Genomic DNA, 15,542 nt, shown 5'->3' with positions numbered 1-15,542 from the left:
CGGAGATCGTGCGTTGGGGGAAATGTTGCGGCATGATGCAGGCCTTCTCGTCTGCTCAAAGGGAAGGACCCATGACCCGCCTGTGCATTGCCGCCGCCCAAGCCTGTTCAGTGGCCGGTGACCTCGCCGCCAACATCGCCCATCACCTGCGCTTCATGGACCTGGCCGCCGCACACGGCGTGCAGTTCCTGCTGTTCCCCGAACTGTCCCTCACTGGCTACGAGCCGACGCTGGCTGCCGACCTTGCGCTGGCCCCTGACGCGCCCGTGCTGCAACCCCTGCGCGACCGCGCGCGCCTGCTGGGTATCACCACCGTGGTCGGCCTGCCCCTGCGTGCAGCCGGGCAGCCGGGCGTGTACGTCGGCGCGCTGGTGTTGGGTGCCGATGGCCAGCAGGCGGTCTACACCAAGCAGCACCTGCACGGCGGCGAGGAGGTGTATTTCATTCCCGGCCATGGCGGCGCGCCATTGCAGTTGGGCGGCGAGCAGATTGCCCTGGCGGTGTGCGCAGACTTCGGCCAGGCCAGCCATGCGCGCCTGGCACGCGAGGCCGGCGCCAGCCTGTACGCGGCCAGCGTGCTCATCGGCGAAACGGGCTACGCGGTCGATAGCGCTATCCTTCAGGGCTATGCTCAAACCCATGGCATGGCGGTGCTGGTGGCCAACCACGGTGGCGTCACGGGTGGCTGGCAGGCCGCCGGGCGCAGCGTGCTGTGGGACGCCCGCGGCACGCGCATTGTCCAAGCCCAAGGGGCGGGTGACCAGTTGCTGGTGGCGCGCCTGGGTACGCACGGCTGGCAGGGCGACGTGGTTCAGTTCACTTGAGGGGAGGGGCGATGGAGCTTGCGCTGCGTGCGGCCACCGAGCATGACCTGACCTTCGCGCGTGACCTTACGCGCCGGGCCATGTTGCCCTATTACGGCCGCTACAGCCTGCTGTGGCAGGAAGAGGCGTTCAACCAGGCCTGGTTGTGGCGCGACAATTTCATTGTCCTGGCCGATGGCATCGGCCAGGGCTATTTCAGCCTGAGCATCGACCGGCAGGCGCTGTTCATCCGTGAACTGCACCTGCTGCCCGAAGCGCGCAACCGCGGCATTGGCGGGTGGGCGCTGGACCGGATCGTGGAGCTGGCTCGCGAGCGGCGCCTGCCGCGGGTGCGGCTCATGGTGTTCCAGTCCAACCCCGCCCGGCACCTTTACCTGCGCAAAGGCTTTGCCGAGGTGGGCGAGGATCAGTGCTTCTGGCGCATGGAGCGCCTGAGCGCCGACTGACCCGGGGTGCCCGTCACTTGGGCGCCCGTTCCGGCAATATGCCGTCCTTCATCCCCAACAAAACGGCGACGCGGTGCGATTCCCCGCGGCGTCCCTTCTTGCGTCCCGACAGCACCTGATAGGTGGTTGCCGGATCCACGCCATGTTCCCTGGCAAATTCTTGTACCGATTTTCCCTGCTGGTCTAGCCAGGCCCTGGCTTGTGCGGCAGTCCGTATACCGTGCATAGTTCAAGTCCGTTTTATTTGGTGTAATTGTGGTTATAGACATCACCCGAATGGGTGATTAATAAGGGATTATACATTCAAATGACTGGAATCGGTTCGCGTTTGCGGGAAGAGCGGGACAGGCTTGGCCTGACCCAAAAGGAGTTTGGCGACATCGGTGGTGTCGAGCCCAACGCCCAGGGAAAATACGAAAGCGGTGAGCGCACGCCCAAGGCGACGTACCTCGCCAGCGTCGCCACCCACGGTGTCGATGTGCTCTACGTGCTCACGGGGGTTCGCGCGCCCATCCCCGCTGATCGGCTAAGCCAGGCCGAGGAGCATGTTCTGGGGCATTATCGAGTGCTGCCAAGGGAGGGGCAGGACGCTATTCGGCACATGGCTATCAGCCTCGCAGAAATGGCCGCCAGCTACACCACGCGCACGCGTCGCGGGGCGCCAAAGCCACGATGACAGCCACCAGGCAGACGCATGGCGTCATGTAGATGACGCTTTGCGCTAGGTTACGGATCCGATTTTTTGATAAGGTGGCTAACATTCTGTAAAGCCCACAAGAACGAGGTGTCTGCTTGATTAGGGTCCTAGTTGTCGATGATCATGACCTGGTACGTACGGGCATTACGCGTATGCTGGCGGACATCGATGGGCTGCAGGTAATCGGCCAGGCCGAGTCGGGTGAAGAAGCCTTGAGGCTGACCCGTGAGCTCAAGCCCGACGTGGTCCTGATGGACGTCAAGATGCCTGGCATCGGCGGCCTGGAAGCCACGCGCAAGCTGCTGCGCAGTTACCCCGACATCAAGGTGGTGGCGGTGACGGTTTGTGAAGAAGACCCGTTCCCCACGCGGCTGCTGCAGGCCGGCGCCGCCGGCTACCTGACCAAGGGCGCGGGCCTGGATGAAATGATCCAGGCCATTCGCCTGGTGTTTGCCGGGCAGCGCTACATCAGCCCGCAGATCGCCCAGCAACTGGCGCTCAAGTCGTTCCAGCCACAGACCACCAACTCGCCTTTCGACTTGCTGTCCGAGCGCGAGATCCAGATCGCGTTGATGATCGTCAACTGCCAGAAGGTGCAGATCATCTCCGACAAGCTGTGCCTGTCGCCCAAGACCGTGAACACCTACCGCTACCGCATCTTCGAGAAACTGTCGATCGCCAGCGACGTGGAGCTGACGCTGTTGGCAGTACGGCACGGCATGGTTGACGCTGCACTTTGACCATGGACACCCCTTTCGATCCTTCTGCCTTCCTGTCCACCTGTAGCGGTCGCCCTGGTGTGTACCGCATGTTCGACAGCGAGGCGCGCCTGCTGTACGTGGGCAAGGCCAAGAACCTCAAGAAACGCCTGGCCAGCTATTTCCGCAAGACGGGCCTGGCGCCCAAGACCGCCGCGCTGGTGGGGCGTATCGCCCAGGTGGAAACCACCATCACCGCCAACGAGACCGAGGCGCTGCTGCTGGAGCAGACGCTGATCAAGGAATGGCGGCCGCCGTACAACATCCTGCTGCGCGACGATAAATCGTATCCTTATGTGTTCCTGTCCGACGGCCAGTTCCCGCGCCTGAGCATCCACCGTGGGGCCAAGAAGGCCAAGGGCAAATATTTCGGGCCTTACCCCAGTGCCGGCGCCATTCGCGAAAGCCTGGGGCTGTTGCAGAAGACCTTCTTCGTGCGCCAGTGCGAGGACAGCTACTACAAGAACCGCACCCGGCCGTGCCTGCAGTACCAGATCAAGCGCTGCAAGGCGCCGTGCGTGGGCCTGGTGGAACCAGAGGAATACGCCGAGGACGTGCGCCACTCGATCATGTTCCTCGAAGGGCGCAGCCACCAGCTCACCAATGAGCTGTCGGCCAGCATGGAAAAGGCTGCCATGGCCCTGGATTTCGAAAACGCGGCCCTGCTGCGCGACCAGATCGCCTTGCTGCGCAGGGTGCAGGACCAGCAGAGCATGGAAGGCGGCAGCGGCGATGTCGATGTGGTGGCGGCCTTCGTCAACCCCGGCGGCGCCTGCGTGCACCTGATCAGCGTGCGCGGTGGGCGGGTGCTGGGCAGCAAGAATTTCTTCCCGCAGGTGGGCATCGAGGAGGAGGTGGCCGAGGTCATGTCGGCATTCCTTGCCCAGTACTATCTCACCAGCTCCGAACGCGACCTGCCCAGCGAGCTGATCGTCAACGTGGTGCCCGAGGACGTCGAGGCCCTGGTGGCCGCCATCGACAGCCTGCGCGGGCGCGAGCTCAGTGTCAGCCACCGGGTGCGCGGCACGCGTGCGCGCTGGCAGCAACTGGCGGTGACCAACGCCGAGCAGGCCCTGAGCGCACGCCTGGCCAACCGTCAGCACGTGGCCGCGCGGTTCGACGCCCTGGCCGAAGTGCTCAACCTCGACGAGCCGCCGCAGCGCCTTGAATGCTATGACATCAGCCACTCCAGCGGCGAGGCCACGGTGGCTTCCTGCGTGGTGTTCGGCCCGGAAGGGCCGATCAAGTCGGACTACCGCCGTTACAATATTGAAGGCGTGACCGCCGGCGACGACTACGCCGCCATGCACCAGGCCCTGACCCGGCGCTTCAGCCGGCTCAAGGACGGCGAGGGCAAGCTGCCCGACGTGCTGCTCGTGGACGGCGGCAAGGGCCAGTTGAACATGGCCCGCGAGGTGCTGGACGAGTTGGCGGTGCCGGACCTGATTTTGCTGGGCGTGGCGAAAGGCACCACCCGCAAGGCCGGTTTCGAAACCCTGTACCTGAACGACGTGGCCCACGAATTCACCCTGAAGGGCGATTCGCCGGCGCTGCACCTGATACAGCAGATCCGCGATGAAGCCCACCGTTTTGCCATTACCGGCCACCGCGCCCGGCGCGGCAAGACCCGGCGCACCTCGACCCTTGAAGGGGTGGCGGGCGTGGGGCCGAAGCGCCGACGCGATTTGTTGAAACATTTTGGTGGCTTGCAGGAGCTGTCTCGTGCAAGCATCGAAGAAATTGCCAAAGCCCCTGGCATCAGCAAAAAGCTGGCGGAGTCGATTTATGCGAACCTGCACAGCGAGTAGAATTCCCCACTCACCCAGCCGCCAGTTGTGCCGATGAATATCCCGAACCTGCTTACCGTTCTGCGCGTCCTGCTCATTCCGTTCTTCATCCTGCTGTTCTACCTCCCTTACGAGTGGAGTTACGCGGCGGCCAGTACTGTCTTCGCCATTGCTGCGGCCACCGACTGGCTGGACGGCTACCTTGCGCGTCGCCTGGAGCAGAGCACGCCCTTTGGCGCCTTCCTCGACCCCGTGGCCGACAAGCTGATGGTGGCGGTGGCCCTGGTGCTGCTGGTGCAGGCCCATCACAACGTGTGGCTGACGTTGCCTGCGGCGGTAATCATCGGTCGCGAGATCGTGGTGTCGGCGCTGCGTGAATGGATGGCTGAAATTGGTGCGCGTGCCCATGTGGCCGTGTCCAACCTGGGCAAATGGAAAACCGCCGCGCAGATGCTGGCGCTGGTGATCCTGCTGGCCAACCCGCCCGCCATTACGTTCTGGGTGCTGCTGGGTTATGGCCTGCTGGTGGTGTCGGCGGCGCTGACCCTGTGGTCCATGGCGCACTACCTGCGCGCTGCGTGGCCGCACCTGAACAGCCATTCTGAAAATAAATAAAACTTTTTTGAATCAAAGGGTTGACGGCGATTTTTAAATCGTTAGAATGGCGCCCATCAACACGACGCGGGAATAGCTCAGTTGGTAGAGCACGACCTTGCCAAGGTCGGGGTCGCGAGTTCGAGTCTCGTTTCCCGCTCCACTTTACATGTGGAGCAGCGGTTGTAAAGTTGCTTCACATTTGAGGCCGAGTAGCAAAGTGGTTATGCTCCGGATTGCAAATCCGTCTACGCCGGTTCGATTCCGACCTCGGCCTCCATTATAAACGAGCTCTGTAGATCCTTGATCTACAGAGCTTTTTTATTTCCATGACGATGTAATATTTTGTCTTGGAAAGCCCCTGATGGTTATTGCGTCAGCAGGGGGGGATGTATATATTCGACGGCTCGCAGCTGTATGGCCTGGTGACTTCAAGTCATTGGCGCGCATTAAGAAAGCGAGCGCAAGGGACTTGAAATCCCGTGTTGAAAGCTGCACCGCGCTACCGCCCGAATGGCGAAATTGGTAGACGCATGGGACTTAAAATCCCCCGTTCGTAAGGACGTGCCGGTTCGACCCCGGCTTCGGGCACCACACAAAATCAAGGGCTTGCCGCACATTGTGCTGGCAGGCCCTTGTTGTTTTTGGGCTATGCGCCCCGCCCCTTGACCCAAATCACCCCACGCCCCGCATTCCCCATTTATTCTGTTTGTAGTAAAACGATTCAACGGCCGTGTTGATCCAATACGTTGCCCTTCGTGTTTCAAGGACTGAAACCATGACCCCCACCAAGACCCTGGCCTGCGGCCTGTTGTTTTCCCCCGTCGTGGTAGCGCTGTCTGCCCACGCCGCGCCGCTTGAGCGGCCGCCGGTAGCGGAAGGCAACCGCGAGATCTCGATTTACGACATTCCCCTGCGCCAGCAGGACAACCTGGAAGCGGCCATGACCAGCGCGCACCTGTTGCGGGCCAGTACCGGCATGCCCATGGGGCCCAGCGCCGAAGAGCGGGCGTTGATCGCCGAAAAGCTGCGTCAGCGCCGCAAGCCTGCCAGCTACGTGGAAACCGTGGACAACGCCAGCATGGCCGCGCGGCTGGCGCAGATGCAGGCCCAGCGCCCCGCGCGCAAGCGGGCCAATGCGCCAGGGCTGTACGAGCCGCCGCGCCTGGGCCTGACGCGGCAGTGTGAGGTGCAGGCGTCCTACAAGATGGGCGTCGCCACCGATGATGGGCTTAACGGCCTGCGCCGTTATCTGCACTGCCCGGACGGTGACCTGCTGTTGCAGGACATGGTGCTCAAGGGCGTGTCGGTGACTACCATCAAGGAACTGGCCAACGTCGACCTGGCCGGGCACCGCGGCATGATGTACGGGGTGCGCGATGCCGATGGCAACAGTTACACCCGGCTCACCTGGGTGTCGAACAACACCCACCACCTGGCCGACAAGGCCGGCACCACACCGCAGGTACGCAGCTGGCTGGTGAACTACGGCAAGGAATTGGTGGCCAAAGGCATGTGACCCCCGTAGCAGCTGCCGAAGGCTGCGTCACGTACCCTGACGCAGCCTTCGGCAGCTGCTACGGGGTGGAGGGTTGTACAACGGCTGTAGAGGTTTTTTCCGAGGTAAAGCGATAGAATTTGCTAATGTGCTGTCTGAGTCCTGACTGTCTGTTTGATTTACGAGCGGATGACCATGATTCGTGCCGTTCCCGTCCTGGAGCGATCGGTGCGTATAAGGAGATCTTCTTTGACATCCGGCGACAATTCAGCTGCCCTGGCTCAGGCCACCGACAACTGTGCGAAAGAACTTATTCATCTACCAGGCAGCATCCAGCCCCATGGTTTCATGCTGGTGCTCGACCCGCACAGCCTGGTGGTGCTGCAGGTCAGTGAGAACATCCAGCGTTGGCTGGGTGAGCCCGCGCCCTGGTGGTTGGGGCAGGCTTTGCCGGATGTACTGCACAACGGCGCCCAGGTGGTGCGGCTGCTGGCCGAGCGGGCCAGCGAAGAGCACAAGCCGGTGCATGTGGCCGACGTGCGTTTCGCCGTGGGCACTTACGACGGGCCGCCGATAGCCTTGATGGTGCACCGCTACGACGGTGTGCTGATCGCCGAATTCGAGCCTGCCAGCGACGTGCTGGCGGCCTACGCCAGCCTCTATCCGCTGGTGCGTACTTTCATTGGCCAGTTGCAGGGTGCCGACAGCATCCAGCAGGTGTGCGCCCAGGCGGTGGCCGAGGTCAAGCGCATCACCGGTTTCGGCCGGGTCAAGGCCTACAGTTTCGACGCGGCGGGCAACGGCCTGGTGCTGGCCGAGGAGGCCGACGCCGGCTACCCCAGCTACCTGGGCCTGTGCTTCCCGGCGTCGGACATCCCGCCCCAGGCGCGCGCGCTGTACTGCGCCAACCGCATCCGCGTCATCGAGGACGCCAACTACGTGCCGGCGGCGCTGGTGCCGGCACTCAACCCGGTCACGGGCAAGCCGCTGGACCTCAGCCACGCGGCGCTGCGCAGCGTCTCGCCGGTGCACCTGCAGTACATGCGCAACATGCGCACCCTGGCGTCCATGTCGATTTCCATCGTGGTGGGCGGCAAGCTCTGGGGCCTGATTTCCTGCCACCATGCCGACCCGCGGCCCGTGCGGTTCCAGAGCCGCACGGCCTGCGAACTGCTGGGCAGCGTGCTGTCGCTGCAGATCGAATCCATGGAGCTGCACGTGCGCAACCAGCGCCTGCTGGGGGTGCGCCAGCAGATCGTGCAACTGTTGTCGGCCATGGCCGACCGCGACAGCGTGCGCGACGGCGCCCTGGCCTTGAGCGACACGCTGCTGGGCTTTGCCCGGGCTGGCGGCGCCGCCATCATCACCTCGTCCAGCTGCGACCTGGTGGGCGACACCCCGCCCCAGGAATTGGTGCTGGCACTGACCGAATGGCTGGCCGAGCGCGGCGGCAACGCCGTGTTCCACAGTGACAACGTCGGCCGGGACATCCCCAGCCTGCCCGGGCTGGCGGCGCACATCGGCGGCGTGCTGGCGGTGGCCATCTCGGAAATTCACTCGCACTACCTCATCTGGTTCAAGCCCGAGCAGGCGCGCACCGTGACCTGGGCCGGGCAGCCGGAAAAAGCCGTCAGTGCCACAGGCACGCTCACCCCGCGCAACAGCTTCGACAGCTGGCAACAGACCGTCAAAGGCTTCTCCACCGCCTGGGACCCGCTGGAAGTGGAGGGCGTGGCCGAGCTGCGTACCGCAGTGCTGGGCATCGTGCTGCGCAAGGCCGAGGAGCTGGCACAGCTGGCGGGCGAGCTGAAACGTTCGAACAAAGAGCTGGAAGCCTTCTCCTACAGCGTCTCCCATGACCTGCGTGCGCCGCTGCGGCACATCGCCGGTTACGCCGAGCTTCTGGGCGACTTCGAGGGCGAAAAACTCTCCGAGCGCGGCCAGCGCTTCCTCGACCACATTGGCGAGTCGGCGCGTTTCGCCGGCAGCCTGGTGGACAACCTGTTGAGCTTCTCGCAGATGGGCCGTGCGGCCCTGCGCCTGTCCGACGTCGACCTGGGGGCGCTGGTGGAAGCCATCCGCCTGGAGATGGCGCCCGACTATGAAGGGCGCGAGGTGCAGTGGCACATTCAGCCGCTGCCTCGGGTTACCGCCGACGCCGCCTTCCTGCACCTGGCGCTGCGCAACCTGATCAGCAACGCGATCAAATACAGCCGCGGCAGCGACCCGGCCATCATCGAAATCGGCGCCACTGAGCAAATCGGCGAAACGGTTGTCTATGTTCGTGATAACGGTGTGGGTTTCGACATGGAGTACGTCGACAAGCTGTTCGGCGTGTTCCAGCGCCTGCACCGCATGGAAGAATTCGAAGGTACCGGCATTGGCCTGGCCAGCGTGCGCCGTATCATCGAACGCCATGATGGCCGTGTGTGGGCCCAGGGCAGCCTGGGTGAAGGGGCGACGTTCAGCTTCGCCTTGCCCCGGCCCGCGGCCCATTCCCAAGATTAATTGTACTGAGGCCATACATGCTCAAACCCATCCTGCTGGTGGAAGACAATCCACGAGACCTGGAGCTGACCCTGGTTGCGCTTGAGCGCAGCCAGCTGGCCAACGAAGTGATCGTCATGCGTGACGGCGCCGAGGCCCTGGATTACCTGTTCCGTCGCAATGCCCATGCCGAGCGCCTCGAAGGCAACCCGGCGGTATTGTTGCTGGACCTCAAGCTGCCCAAGGTCGATGGCCTTGAGGTGCTGGAGGCCGTGCGCGGTACCCCGGAGCTGCGCAGCATTCCCACGGTGATGCTGACCTCGTCACGCGAAGAGCCGGACCTGATGCGCGCCTACGAACTGGGCGTGAACGCCTACGTGGTCAAGCCGGTGGAATTCAAGGAGTTCGTCGCGGCGATCTCCGACCTCGGCGTGTTCTGGGCTGTGCTCAACGAGCCGCCGCCGGGCTCGTTGCGCCTGCAGCGCCGCCCCACCTGACCCTTTAGCGGTATACCCCAAGCGAGATCGACACCTGCGTATGCTGTCCAAGCCCCTGCAACTGCTGATGATTGAAGACAGCCCGCGCGACGCCGAACTGAGCTTGCTCACGTTGGAGCGGGCCGGCCTGGTGATTGAATCGACACTGGTGTACAACCACCAGGGTGCCGAGCAAGCCCTGCGCACCAAAGTGTTTGACCTGATTCTGTGCGACTTCCTGCTGCCCGGTTCGTCCGGCGCGCAAGTGTTGCAGCGCGCGCGCGAGATCGCCCCGCAGACCCCGTTCATTTTCCTCTCCGGCGTGTTCGGCGAAGAAAACGCCGTGGAGATGATGCGCCTGGGCGCCATCGACTACGTGCTCAAGCAAAACCTCAGCCTGCTGCCCAAGGCCGTGAAGCGCGCCCTGGCCGAGGTGGACGAGCGCCGCCAGCGCGTGCGCGCCGAGGAAAACCTGCAGCAGGTGGAAGTGCGTGCGCGCCTGGCCATCGATGCCGCGCAGATGGGCGTGTGGGATTTTTCCCCGGTCACCGGCCTGCTGCTGTGGGACGAGCGCTGCCGCGCGCTGTACGGCATCCCCGAATCCACGCCCATCGACATGGCCTATTTTGTTGAGCACTGCCACCCCGAGGACCGTTCGCTGGTGCAGGCCAGGATGGCCCAGGCCATGTCCCCCCAAGGCAGTGTCGGCTATCAGGTGGAGTACCGTGCGCTGTTGCCCGACGGTGGCGAACGCTGGTTGTCCACCAGTGGCCGGGCGTTCTTCGAAGGCCTGGTGTGCGTGCGCTTCACCGGCGTCATCCAGGACATCACCGAACAGAAGCAAGCCACCGAAGCCTTGCAACGCTTGAACGAACTGCTTGGCGACCGCGTGGAAAAACGCACCCGCGAGCGTGACCGCACCTGGGAGTTGTCCCGCGAGCTGTTGGCGGTGATGCGCTTCGACATGTCGCCCATCGCCCTCAACCCCGCCTGGGAAGACGCCCTGGGCTGGTCGCGGCAAACCCTGGGGCAGATGCAGTTGTGGGAGTTGGTGCACCCCAACGACATCGGCGCCACGGTGCGCGAGACCGAGAACATTGCCAGCGGCAACGTTTCCACCCGTTTCGTCAACCGCATGCGCCACGCCAACGGCGACTACCGTTGGCTGTCCTGGACCATCGTCCCCGACGAGGACCTGATGTACGCCGCCGTGCGCGACATCACCAGCGAACGCGCGGTGCTCGACGAGCTGGCCGCGGCCAACGAACAATTGCGCCAGCAGATCAATGAGCGCGAACGTATCGAGGCCACGCTGCAGCAGATGCAGCGCCTGGAAGCGGTGGGGCAACTGACTGCCGGCGTGGCGCACGACTTCAACAACCTGCTGACGGTGATTCTCACCAGCGCCACCTTCCTGTCCCGCGACCTGTCGCGCGGGGTGATGGAGAAGGTGCAGAGCCGCCTGCACAACATCCAGGAAGCCGGCGAGCGCGGTGCCAAGCTGACCGCGCAGTTGCTGGCGTTCTCCCGGCGCCAGCGGCTGGAGCCGATTCCGGTGAACCTCAACGACACCGTGTTCGGCATGTTCGAGCTGCTGCAGCGCACCCTGGGTGGCAGCATCTGGATCCAGACCCACACCGACGATTGCCTGTGGAGCGCGCTGGTCGACCCCACGCAAACCGAGATGATCATCCTTAACCTGGCCATCAACGCCCGCGACGCCATGCCTGGCGGCGGCACGTTGCGCCTGGGTACCCGCAACGAAACCGTCGAGCGCCCGGCACAGAGTCCCCAAGACCCGGAGCCGGGTGCCTACGTGGTGCTGTCCATCGGCGACACCGGCAGCGGCATGAGCGCCCAGGTGCTGGCAAAGGCGTTCGAGCCGTTCTTCACCACCAAGGACATCGGCAAGGGTTCAGGCCTGGGCCTGGCCCAGGTGTTCGGCTTCGCCAAGCAATCGGGCGGCGGCGTGGGCATTGTCACGGCGCCGGGGCAGGGCACCACGGTGGACGTTTACCTGCCGGCGCTGGCCGCCCATGTCGAGCGGCCTGCCGCTGCGGCGCCGCGCACTGAGCGCCCGGTCAACGGTGGCGACCGCACGGTGCTGCTGGTGGACGATGACCATCAGGTGCGCGAGGTGACCGCGCAGTTGCTCGAACGCCTGGGCTACCGCGTGCTGGAAGCCGCCAGCGGCCAGGTGGCGCTGGATGTGTTGAGCGAGCAGGTGGACGTGCTGGTGACCGACTACGCCATGCCGGGCATGAACGGTGCGCAGTTGGCCCAGGTGGCGCGTGGCCTGTTCCCGCAGTTGCCCGTGGTGTTTATCACCGGGTATGCGGAAATGGGCGGCCTGGTGGGCAATGAACCCCTGGTGGTGCAGAAGCCGTTCCGTGACGATGAACTGGCCGAGAAGCTGGAGCAGGCACTGGTGGCCGAGCACAACCTTGCGGGCACGCAACCGCTGCCCTGAATGAACAGGGGCACCTTCAGCACCGTGGTGGCTTCGAGAACGTGCGACTGGGCCTAAGGCCCAGGCGGCAAGGCGGGAACGCAGGAGACCTTAGTGGTTGTGGTCTTCTTTTTCGGGGGCAGGGCTGCCGGCCTGAATGCGTTTGTAGATTTCTTCGCGGTGAACCTGGACTTCCTTCGGCGCGTCGATGCCGATGCGAACCTGCATCCCCTTGACGCCCAGGATGGTAATTTTGATGTCGTCGTTGATGACGATTGTCTCGCCTACTTTACGAGTGAGTATCAGCATGTGCTGCTCCTTGCTGGGTCAGTGAGTCCACTTTTGACTTTCGGGTCGGGATTGAGACGCACAAGACCGGATTAAATTCCCCGAACTTGCCTTGATCCGGTCTTTTCAGAATAGGAAACAAATAAGTATCAGGATGTGATGCATGCCATTATGGCTGTTTCCACGCGTTTGCGCCTGCCTGAATGAAAAACTTCATTGCACATGCACAATTCGTCATGCCCTTTGTGGGAGCTGGCTTGCCAGCGAGTTTTTCGGATCCGCCCAAAACTCGCCGGCAAGCCGGCTCCCACAAGCACCGCGTCATGGCTGCCAATGGGTGCGCTGGCCGCCCAGCTTGCGGTCGAGGAAGCTGGCGGCGCTGATCAGCGCCAAGTGCGACAGCGCCTGCGGCGTGTTGCCCAGGTGGCAGCCCTGGCGGTCAAACTCCTCGGCGTACAGGCCCAGCGGGCTGGCGTAGCGCAACAGCTGCTCGAACTCCAGGTGCGCCTGCTCCACCCGGCCCGCCCGCGCCAGGCACTCCACGTACCAGAAGCTGCACGCCGTGAACGCGCCTTCCTCGCCGTCCAGGCCGTCGCCGCTGCGGTAGCGGTATACCATGCCGTCGCGCACCAGCTTGCGTTCGATCACGGCCAGCGTCGCCAGCCAGCGCGGGTCGCTGGCGCCGACGAAACGCACCAGCGGCATCAGCAGCAAGGCGGCGTCCACTTCGCGGCTGCCCAGGTGCTGCACGAAGTGCCCGGCGTCGGCGTCCCAGAAGTTGTCCCAGATGTCGGCATGAATGGCCTGGCGCACCTCGTCCCAACGGGCGAAGGGGGCCGGCAGCGAGCGTTTGTTCGCCAGGCGCAGGGCGCGGTCCAGGGCTACCCAGCACATCAGCCGCGAGTGCAGGAAGTGCTGCGGGTTGTCGCGCATCTCCCAGATGCCCACGTCCTTGGTTTGCCAGCGTTCGCACACCTTGTCCACCAGGGTCTGCACGTTGGCCCAGCCCTCATGGGAAATGGCCTCGCCGTATTTGTTCGCCAGGTACACCGCGTCCAGCAGCTCGCCGTAGATGTCCAGCTGCGTCTGCGTGTAGGCGCCATTGCCGATACGCACGGGTTGCGCGCCACCGTGGCCGGCCAAGTGCGGCAGTTCGCTTTCCGGCAGCTCCTGGCGGCCGTCCAGGGCGTACATCAGGCGCAGGTCGACCTTCTCCTGGCAGCAGTCGCTGACCCGCGCGCGCACCCAGCGCACGTAGTCGTTGGCCTCTTCGCTGAAGCCAAGGCGCATGAACGCATACACGGTAAACGAGGCGTCGCGGATCCAGGTGTAGCGGTAGTCCCAATTGCGCGCGCCGCCGGCCTGCTCGGGCAGGCCGAAGGTGGGCGCGGCGATGATGCCGCCGTGCTTGCGCGAGGTCAGCAGCTTCAGCGCCAGGGCCGAGCGGTGGACCATCTCGCGCCAGCGCCCCTGGTAGCTGGACTGGCGCAACCAGTCGCGCCAGAACTTCAGCGTGTGTTCGAAGCAGCTCAGGCCCTGGCCGGCACGCACCAGCGGGTCGTCGTCGCCGCCCAGAATGAACTCGGCACATTGGCCTTCGCGCAGCTCGAACTCGGCCAGCGCCCAACCGTCACTCGTGGCGCTCAGTGCCTGGCAGGACGCCAGGCGCAGGCCAGGCTGGCCTTCAGCGGTGAAGCGCACGCTGTCGCCGTCCTGCCGGGCGGTGCTGGCCGCACGGCTGTAGTCATGGCGCACCCGGCAGCGCATGCGTACCTGCGCAGTGCCGTTCACCGCGCGGATGCGCCGCACCAGGCGCGGCAGGTCATCGGCGGTTTCGCCGATTGGCATCAGGTCGGTGATCTCCACCACGGCCTCATGGTCGATCCAGCGTGTCTGCAAAATGTTGCTGTCGGGCAGGTAGATCTGTTGGCGTCGCGCGCCCGGCAGCAGTGGGGCAAGTTCGAATACCCCGGCCTCGGGCGTGTCCAGCAGGGCGGTGAAAATGGACGGGCTGTCGAAGTCCGGCCAGCAGAAGAAGTCCACCGCGCCGGTGTCGGCGATCAGTGCGGCGCTGCGCATGTCGCCGATGATGCCGTGGGCCTGGATGGGGCGTTGCGTGTCGTGTTCAGCCATTGTCTTTGAATCCTGGGTAAAGGCTCATGCCGCCATCGATGAACAGGGTGGTGCCGTGCACGTAGTCCGAGGCATCGGAGGCCAGCCAGACCACGGCGTTGGCCACGTCCTCGACCTCGCCCAGGCGGCCATAGGGGATCAGCTCCAGCAGGCGCCGGGCGTTGTCGCCCTCGGTGGTGTCCTGGTTGATGGCCGTGCGCACCGCGCCGGGGGCAATGGCATTCACGCGAATGCGCTGGCTACCTACTTCCTGGGCGATGCTACGCATCAGCAGGTCGACGGCGCCCTTGGAGGCGGCATAGTTGGCGTGGCCGGCCCAAGGGATCAGCTGGTGCACGGAACTCATGTGGATGATTTTGCCCAGCGCCCGTGACACCCACGGCCTGGGGCCCTGGCGGGTGAACTGGCGCAAGGCTTCGCGGGCGCAGAGGAACTGGCCGGTGACGTTCACCTCCAGCACCTGGTTCCAGTCGGCCAGGCTCATGTCGACGGTGGCGGCGTCGCGCTGCAGGCCCGAGTTGGCCAGCAGAATGTCCAGCGCGCCGAAAGTTTCCACGGTGCGGGCGAACAATGCCTGCACCTGGTCCTCTTTTGACACGTCGGCCTGCACGGTGATGGCCTTGCCGCCCTGTTCGCGAATACGCTCGGCCAGCTGCTCGGCGGGCTCACCGTGGCGGTTGTAGTTGATGACCACCGCGGCGCCAGCCTCGGCCAGGGCTAGCGCGGCGCCGGCACCCAGGCCAGAGCTGGCGCCGGTCACCAGCGCGACCTGATGTTGCAGGGAAATGTGCATGCCGCTCTCCGGGCAATGGGCGTGCACAGTCGACTGGCGCGCGGCGCGAAGAGTTCAGCGAAATCCCCGCCCCGTAGCAGCGGCCGCAGGCCGCGTCCGAACGCACCGCGCATCTCCAGGCATACCGCGGCGTGGCCTGACGCAGCCTGGCGGCAGCTTGTGTCTAGAGAAGGGAATAGAATCTGAGGTGAGAGCGGTGAATGGCAGGTTGTTCGGCAGCAGTGTTGATAAGCACGTGTAGCAGCAGAACCGCCATTCACCTCTCCGCTCTGGCTACAAGCCCGAACAGTTGAACGAGCCGACCTCGAACAT

The 15,542-nt window shown here is 64.3% G+C and carries 14 protein-coding genes and 3 tRNA genes; 13 read left to right on the top strand and 4 right to left on the bottom strand.

Features of this window, described 5'->3' with window-relative positions:
• Nucleotides 1-71: 71 nt before the first annotated feature.
• Complete coding sequence (locus AC0SZ7_RS21220) at nucleotides 72-824, top strand: carbon-nitrogen hydrolase family protein (protein ID WP_475506220.1); 753 nt, start codon at nucleotides 72-74, stop codon at nucleotides 822-824.
• Nucleotides 825-835: 11 nt separating this feature from the next.
• Nucleotides 836-1,270, top strand: coding sequence for a GNAT family N-acetyltransferase (locus AC0SZ7_RS21215; RefSeq protein ID WP_475506219.1), 435 nt, complete (start codon nucleotides 836-838; stop codon nucleotides 1,268-1,270).
• A gap of 13 nt (nucleotides 1,271-1,283) precedes the next feature.
• Here AC0SZ7_RS21215 and AC0SZ7_RS21210 read toward each other — a convergent pair whose 3' ends face one another.
• On the bottom strand, nucleotides 1,284-1,496 hold the full coding sequence (locus AC0SZ7_RS21210; RefSeq protein ID WP_475506218.1) for a DNA-binding protein: 213 nt from the start codon (nucleotides 1,494-1,496) through the stop codon (nucleotides 1,284-1,286).
• 81 nt (nucleotides 1,497-1,577) lie between these two features.
• Between AC0SZ7_RS21210 and AC0SZ7_RS21205 the strand changes: the two genes are divergently transcribed.
• From AC0SZ7_RS21205 to AC0SZ7_RS21155, 11 genes are all read left to right on the top strand, one after another.
• On the top strand, nucleotides 1,578-1,946 hold the full coding sequence (locus AC0SZ7_RS21205; RefSeq protein WP_475506217.1) for a helix-turn-helix domain-containing protein: 369 nt from the start codon (nucleotides 1,578-1,580) through the stop codon (nucleotides 1,944-1,946).
• A 116-nt stretch (nucleotides 1,947-2,062) separates the two neighbouring features.
• Entirely contained in the window at nucleotides 2,063-2,707 is a 645-nt protein-coding gene (gene gacA / locus AC0SZ7_RS21200) for a response regulator transcription factor GacA (RefSeq protein ID WP_416423352.1), read from the top strand.
• A 2-nt stretch (nucleotides 2,708-2,709) separates the two neighbouring features.
• On the top strand, nucleotides 2,710-4,533 hold the full coding sequence (uvrC, locus tag AC0SZ7_RS21195) for an excinuclease ABC subunit UvrC (RefSeq protein ID WP_475506216.1): 1,824 nt from the start codon (nucleotides 2,710-2,712) through the stop codon (nucleotides 4,531-4,533).
• A gap of 33 nt (nucleotides 4,534-4,566) precedes the next feature.
• Nucleotides 4,567-5,127, top strand: coding sequence for a CDP-diacylglycerol--glycerol-3-phosphate 3-phosphatidyltransferase (pgsA, locus tag AC0SZ7_RS21190; RefSeq protein WP_416423354.1), 561 nt, complete (start codon nucleotides 4,567-4,569; stop codon nucleotides 5,125-5,127).
• A gap of 66 nt (nucleotides 5,128-5,193) precedes the next feature.
• Nucleotides 5,194-5,269, top strand: a tRNA-Gly gene (locus AC0SZ7_RS21185).
• Between the two features lie 43 nt (nucleotides 5,270-5,312).
• Nucleotides 5,313-5,386 (top strand) — tRNA-Cys (locus AC0SZ7_RS21180).
• Nucleotides 5,387-5,613: 227 nt separating this feature from the next.
• Nucleotides 5,614-5,700, top strand: a tRNA-Leu gene (locus AC0SZ7_RS21175).
• Between the two features lie 184 nt (nucleotides 5,701-5,884).
• Nucleotides 5,885-6,625: a hypothetical protein gene (locus AC0SZ7_RS21170; protein ID WP_475506215.1), complete on the top strand. Its 741-nt coding sequence runs from the start codon at nucleotides 5,885-5,887 to the stop codon at nucleotides 6,623-6,625.
• Between the two features lie 174 nt (nucleotides 6,626-6,799).
• Nucleotides 6,800-9,112, top strand: coding sequence for an ATP-binding protein (locus AC0SZ7_RS21165; protein ID WP_475506214.1), 2,313 nt, complete (start codon nucleotides 6,800-6,802; stop codon nucleotides 9,110-9,112).
• 17 nt (nucleotides 9,113-9,129) lie between these two features.
• Nucleotides 9,130-9,588 (top strand): response regulator, encoded by a 459-nt coding sequence (locus AC0SZ7_RS21160; RefSeq protein WP_475506213.1) that lies wholly within the window; start codon nucleotides 9,130-9,132, stop codon nucleotides 9,586-9,588.
• A 40-nt stretch (nucleotides 9,589-9,628) separates the two neighbouring features.
• The gene (locus AC0SZ7_RS21155) at nucleotides 9,629-12,037 is read left to right on the top strand and encodes a hybrid sensor histidine kinase/response regulator (RefSeq protein WP_475506212.1); all 2,409 of its coding nucleotides are present in this window, start codon (nucleotides 9,629-9,631) and stop codon (nucleotides 12,035-12,037) included.
• 90 nt (nucleotides 12,038-12,127) lie between these two features.
• On the opposite strand, the gene csrA is transcribed toward AC0SZ7_RS21155, so the two are convergent.
• The 3 genes from csrA to AC0SZ7_RS21140 form a co-directional block, all read right to left on the bottom strand.
• Nucleotides 12,128-12,325 (bottom strand): carbon storage regulator CsrA, encoded by a 198-nt coding sequence (gene csrA, locus AC0SZ7_RS21150; protein ID WP_027979421.1) that lies wholly within the window; start codon nucleotides 12,323-12,325, stop codon nucleotides 12,128-12,130.
• A 300-nt stretch (nucleotides 12,326-12,625) separates the two neighbouring features.
• Entirely contained in the window at nucleotides 12,626-14,437 is a 1,812-nt protein-coding gene (locus AC0SZ7_RS21145; RefSeq protein WP_475506211.1) for a glycoside hydrolase family 15 protein, read from the bottom strand.
• Nucleotides 14,430-15,230 (bottom strand): glucose 1-dehydrogenase, encoded by an 801-nt coding sequence (locus tag AC0SZ7_RS21140; protein WP_475506210.1) that lies wholly within the window; start codon nucleotides 15,228-15,230, stop codon nucleotides 14,430-14,432. The genes AC0SZ7_RS21145 and AC0SZ7_RS21140 overlap by 8 nt, the downstream gene beginning before the upstream one ends.
• Nucleotides 15,231-15,542: the final 312 nt, after the last annotated feature.

The organism is Pseudomonas sp. JC1203, from assembly GCF_056175065.1.
Note: the sequence above shows the minus strand (reverse complement) of the source record. Positions and strands in the feature narration are given on the sequence as shown.

Bases quoted from the DNA above. Each gene is read 5' to 3' on its own strand.
- AC0SZ7_RS21220 (WP_475506220.1), top strand. From the start codon at position 72: ATGACCCGCCTGTGCATTGCCGCCGCCCAAGCCTGTTCAGTGGCCGGT.
- AC0SZ7_RS21215 (WP_475506219.1), top strand. From the start codon at position 836: ATGGAGCTTGCGCTGCGTGCGGCCACCGAGCATGACCTGACCTTCGCG.
- AC0SZ7_RS21210 (WP_475506218.1), bottom strand. From the start codon at position 1,496: ATGCACGGTATACGGACTGCCGCACAAGCCAGGGCCTGGCTAGACCAG.
- AC0SZ7_RS21205 (WP_475506217.1), top strand. From the start codon at position 1,578: ATGACTGGAATCGGTTCGCGTTTGCGGGAAGAGCGGGACAGGCTTGGC.
- uvrC (WP_475506216.1), top strand. From the start codon at position 2,710: ATGGACACCCCTTTCGATCCTTCTGCCTTCCTGTCCACCTGTAGCGGT.
- pgsA (WP_416423354.1), top strand. From the start codon at position 4,567: ATGAATATCCCGAACCTGCTTACCGTTCTGCGCGTCCTGCTCATTCCG.
- AC0SZ7_RS21170 (WP_475506215.1), top strand. From the start codon at position 5,885: ATGACCCCCACCAAGACCCTGGCCTGCGGCCTGTTGTTTTCCCCCGTC.
- AC0SZ7_RS21165 (WP_475506214.1), top strand. From the start codon at position 6,800: ATGATTCGTGCCGTTCCCGTCCTGGAGCGATCGGTGCGTATAAGGAGA.
- AC0SZ7_RS21160 (WP_475506213.1), top strand. From the start codon at position 9,130: ATGCTCAAACCCATCCTGCTGGTGGAAGACAATCCACGAGACCTGGAG.
- AC0SZ7_RS21155 (WP_475506212.1), top strand. From the start codon at position 9,629: ATGCTGTCCAAGCCCCTGCAACTGCTGATGATTGAAGACAGCCCGCGC.
- csrA (WP_027979421.1), bottom strand. From the start codon at position 12,325: ATGCTGATACTCACTCGTAAAGTAGGCGAGACAATCGTCATCAACGAC.
- AC0SZ7_RS21145 (WP_475506211.1), bottom strand. From the start codon at position 14,437: ATGGCTGAACACGACACGCAACGCCCCATCCAGGCCCACGGCATCATC.
- AC0SZ7_RS21140 (WP_475506210.1), bottom strand. From the start codon at position 15,230: ATGCACATTTCCCTGCAACATCAGGTCGCGCTGGTGACCGGCGCCAGC.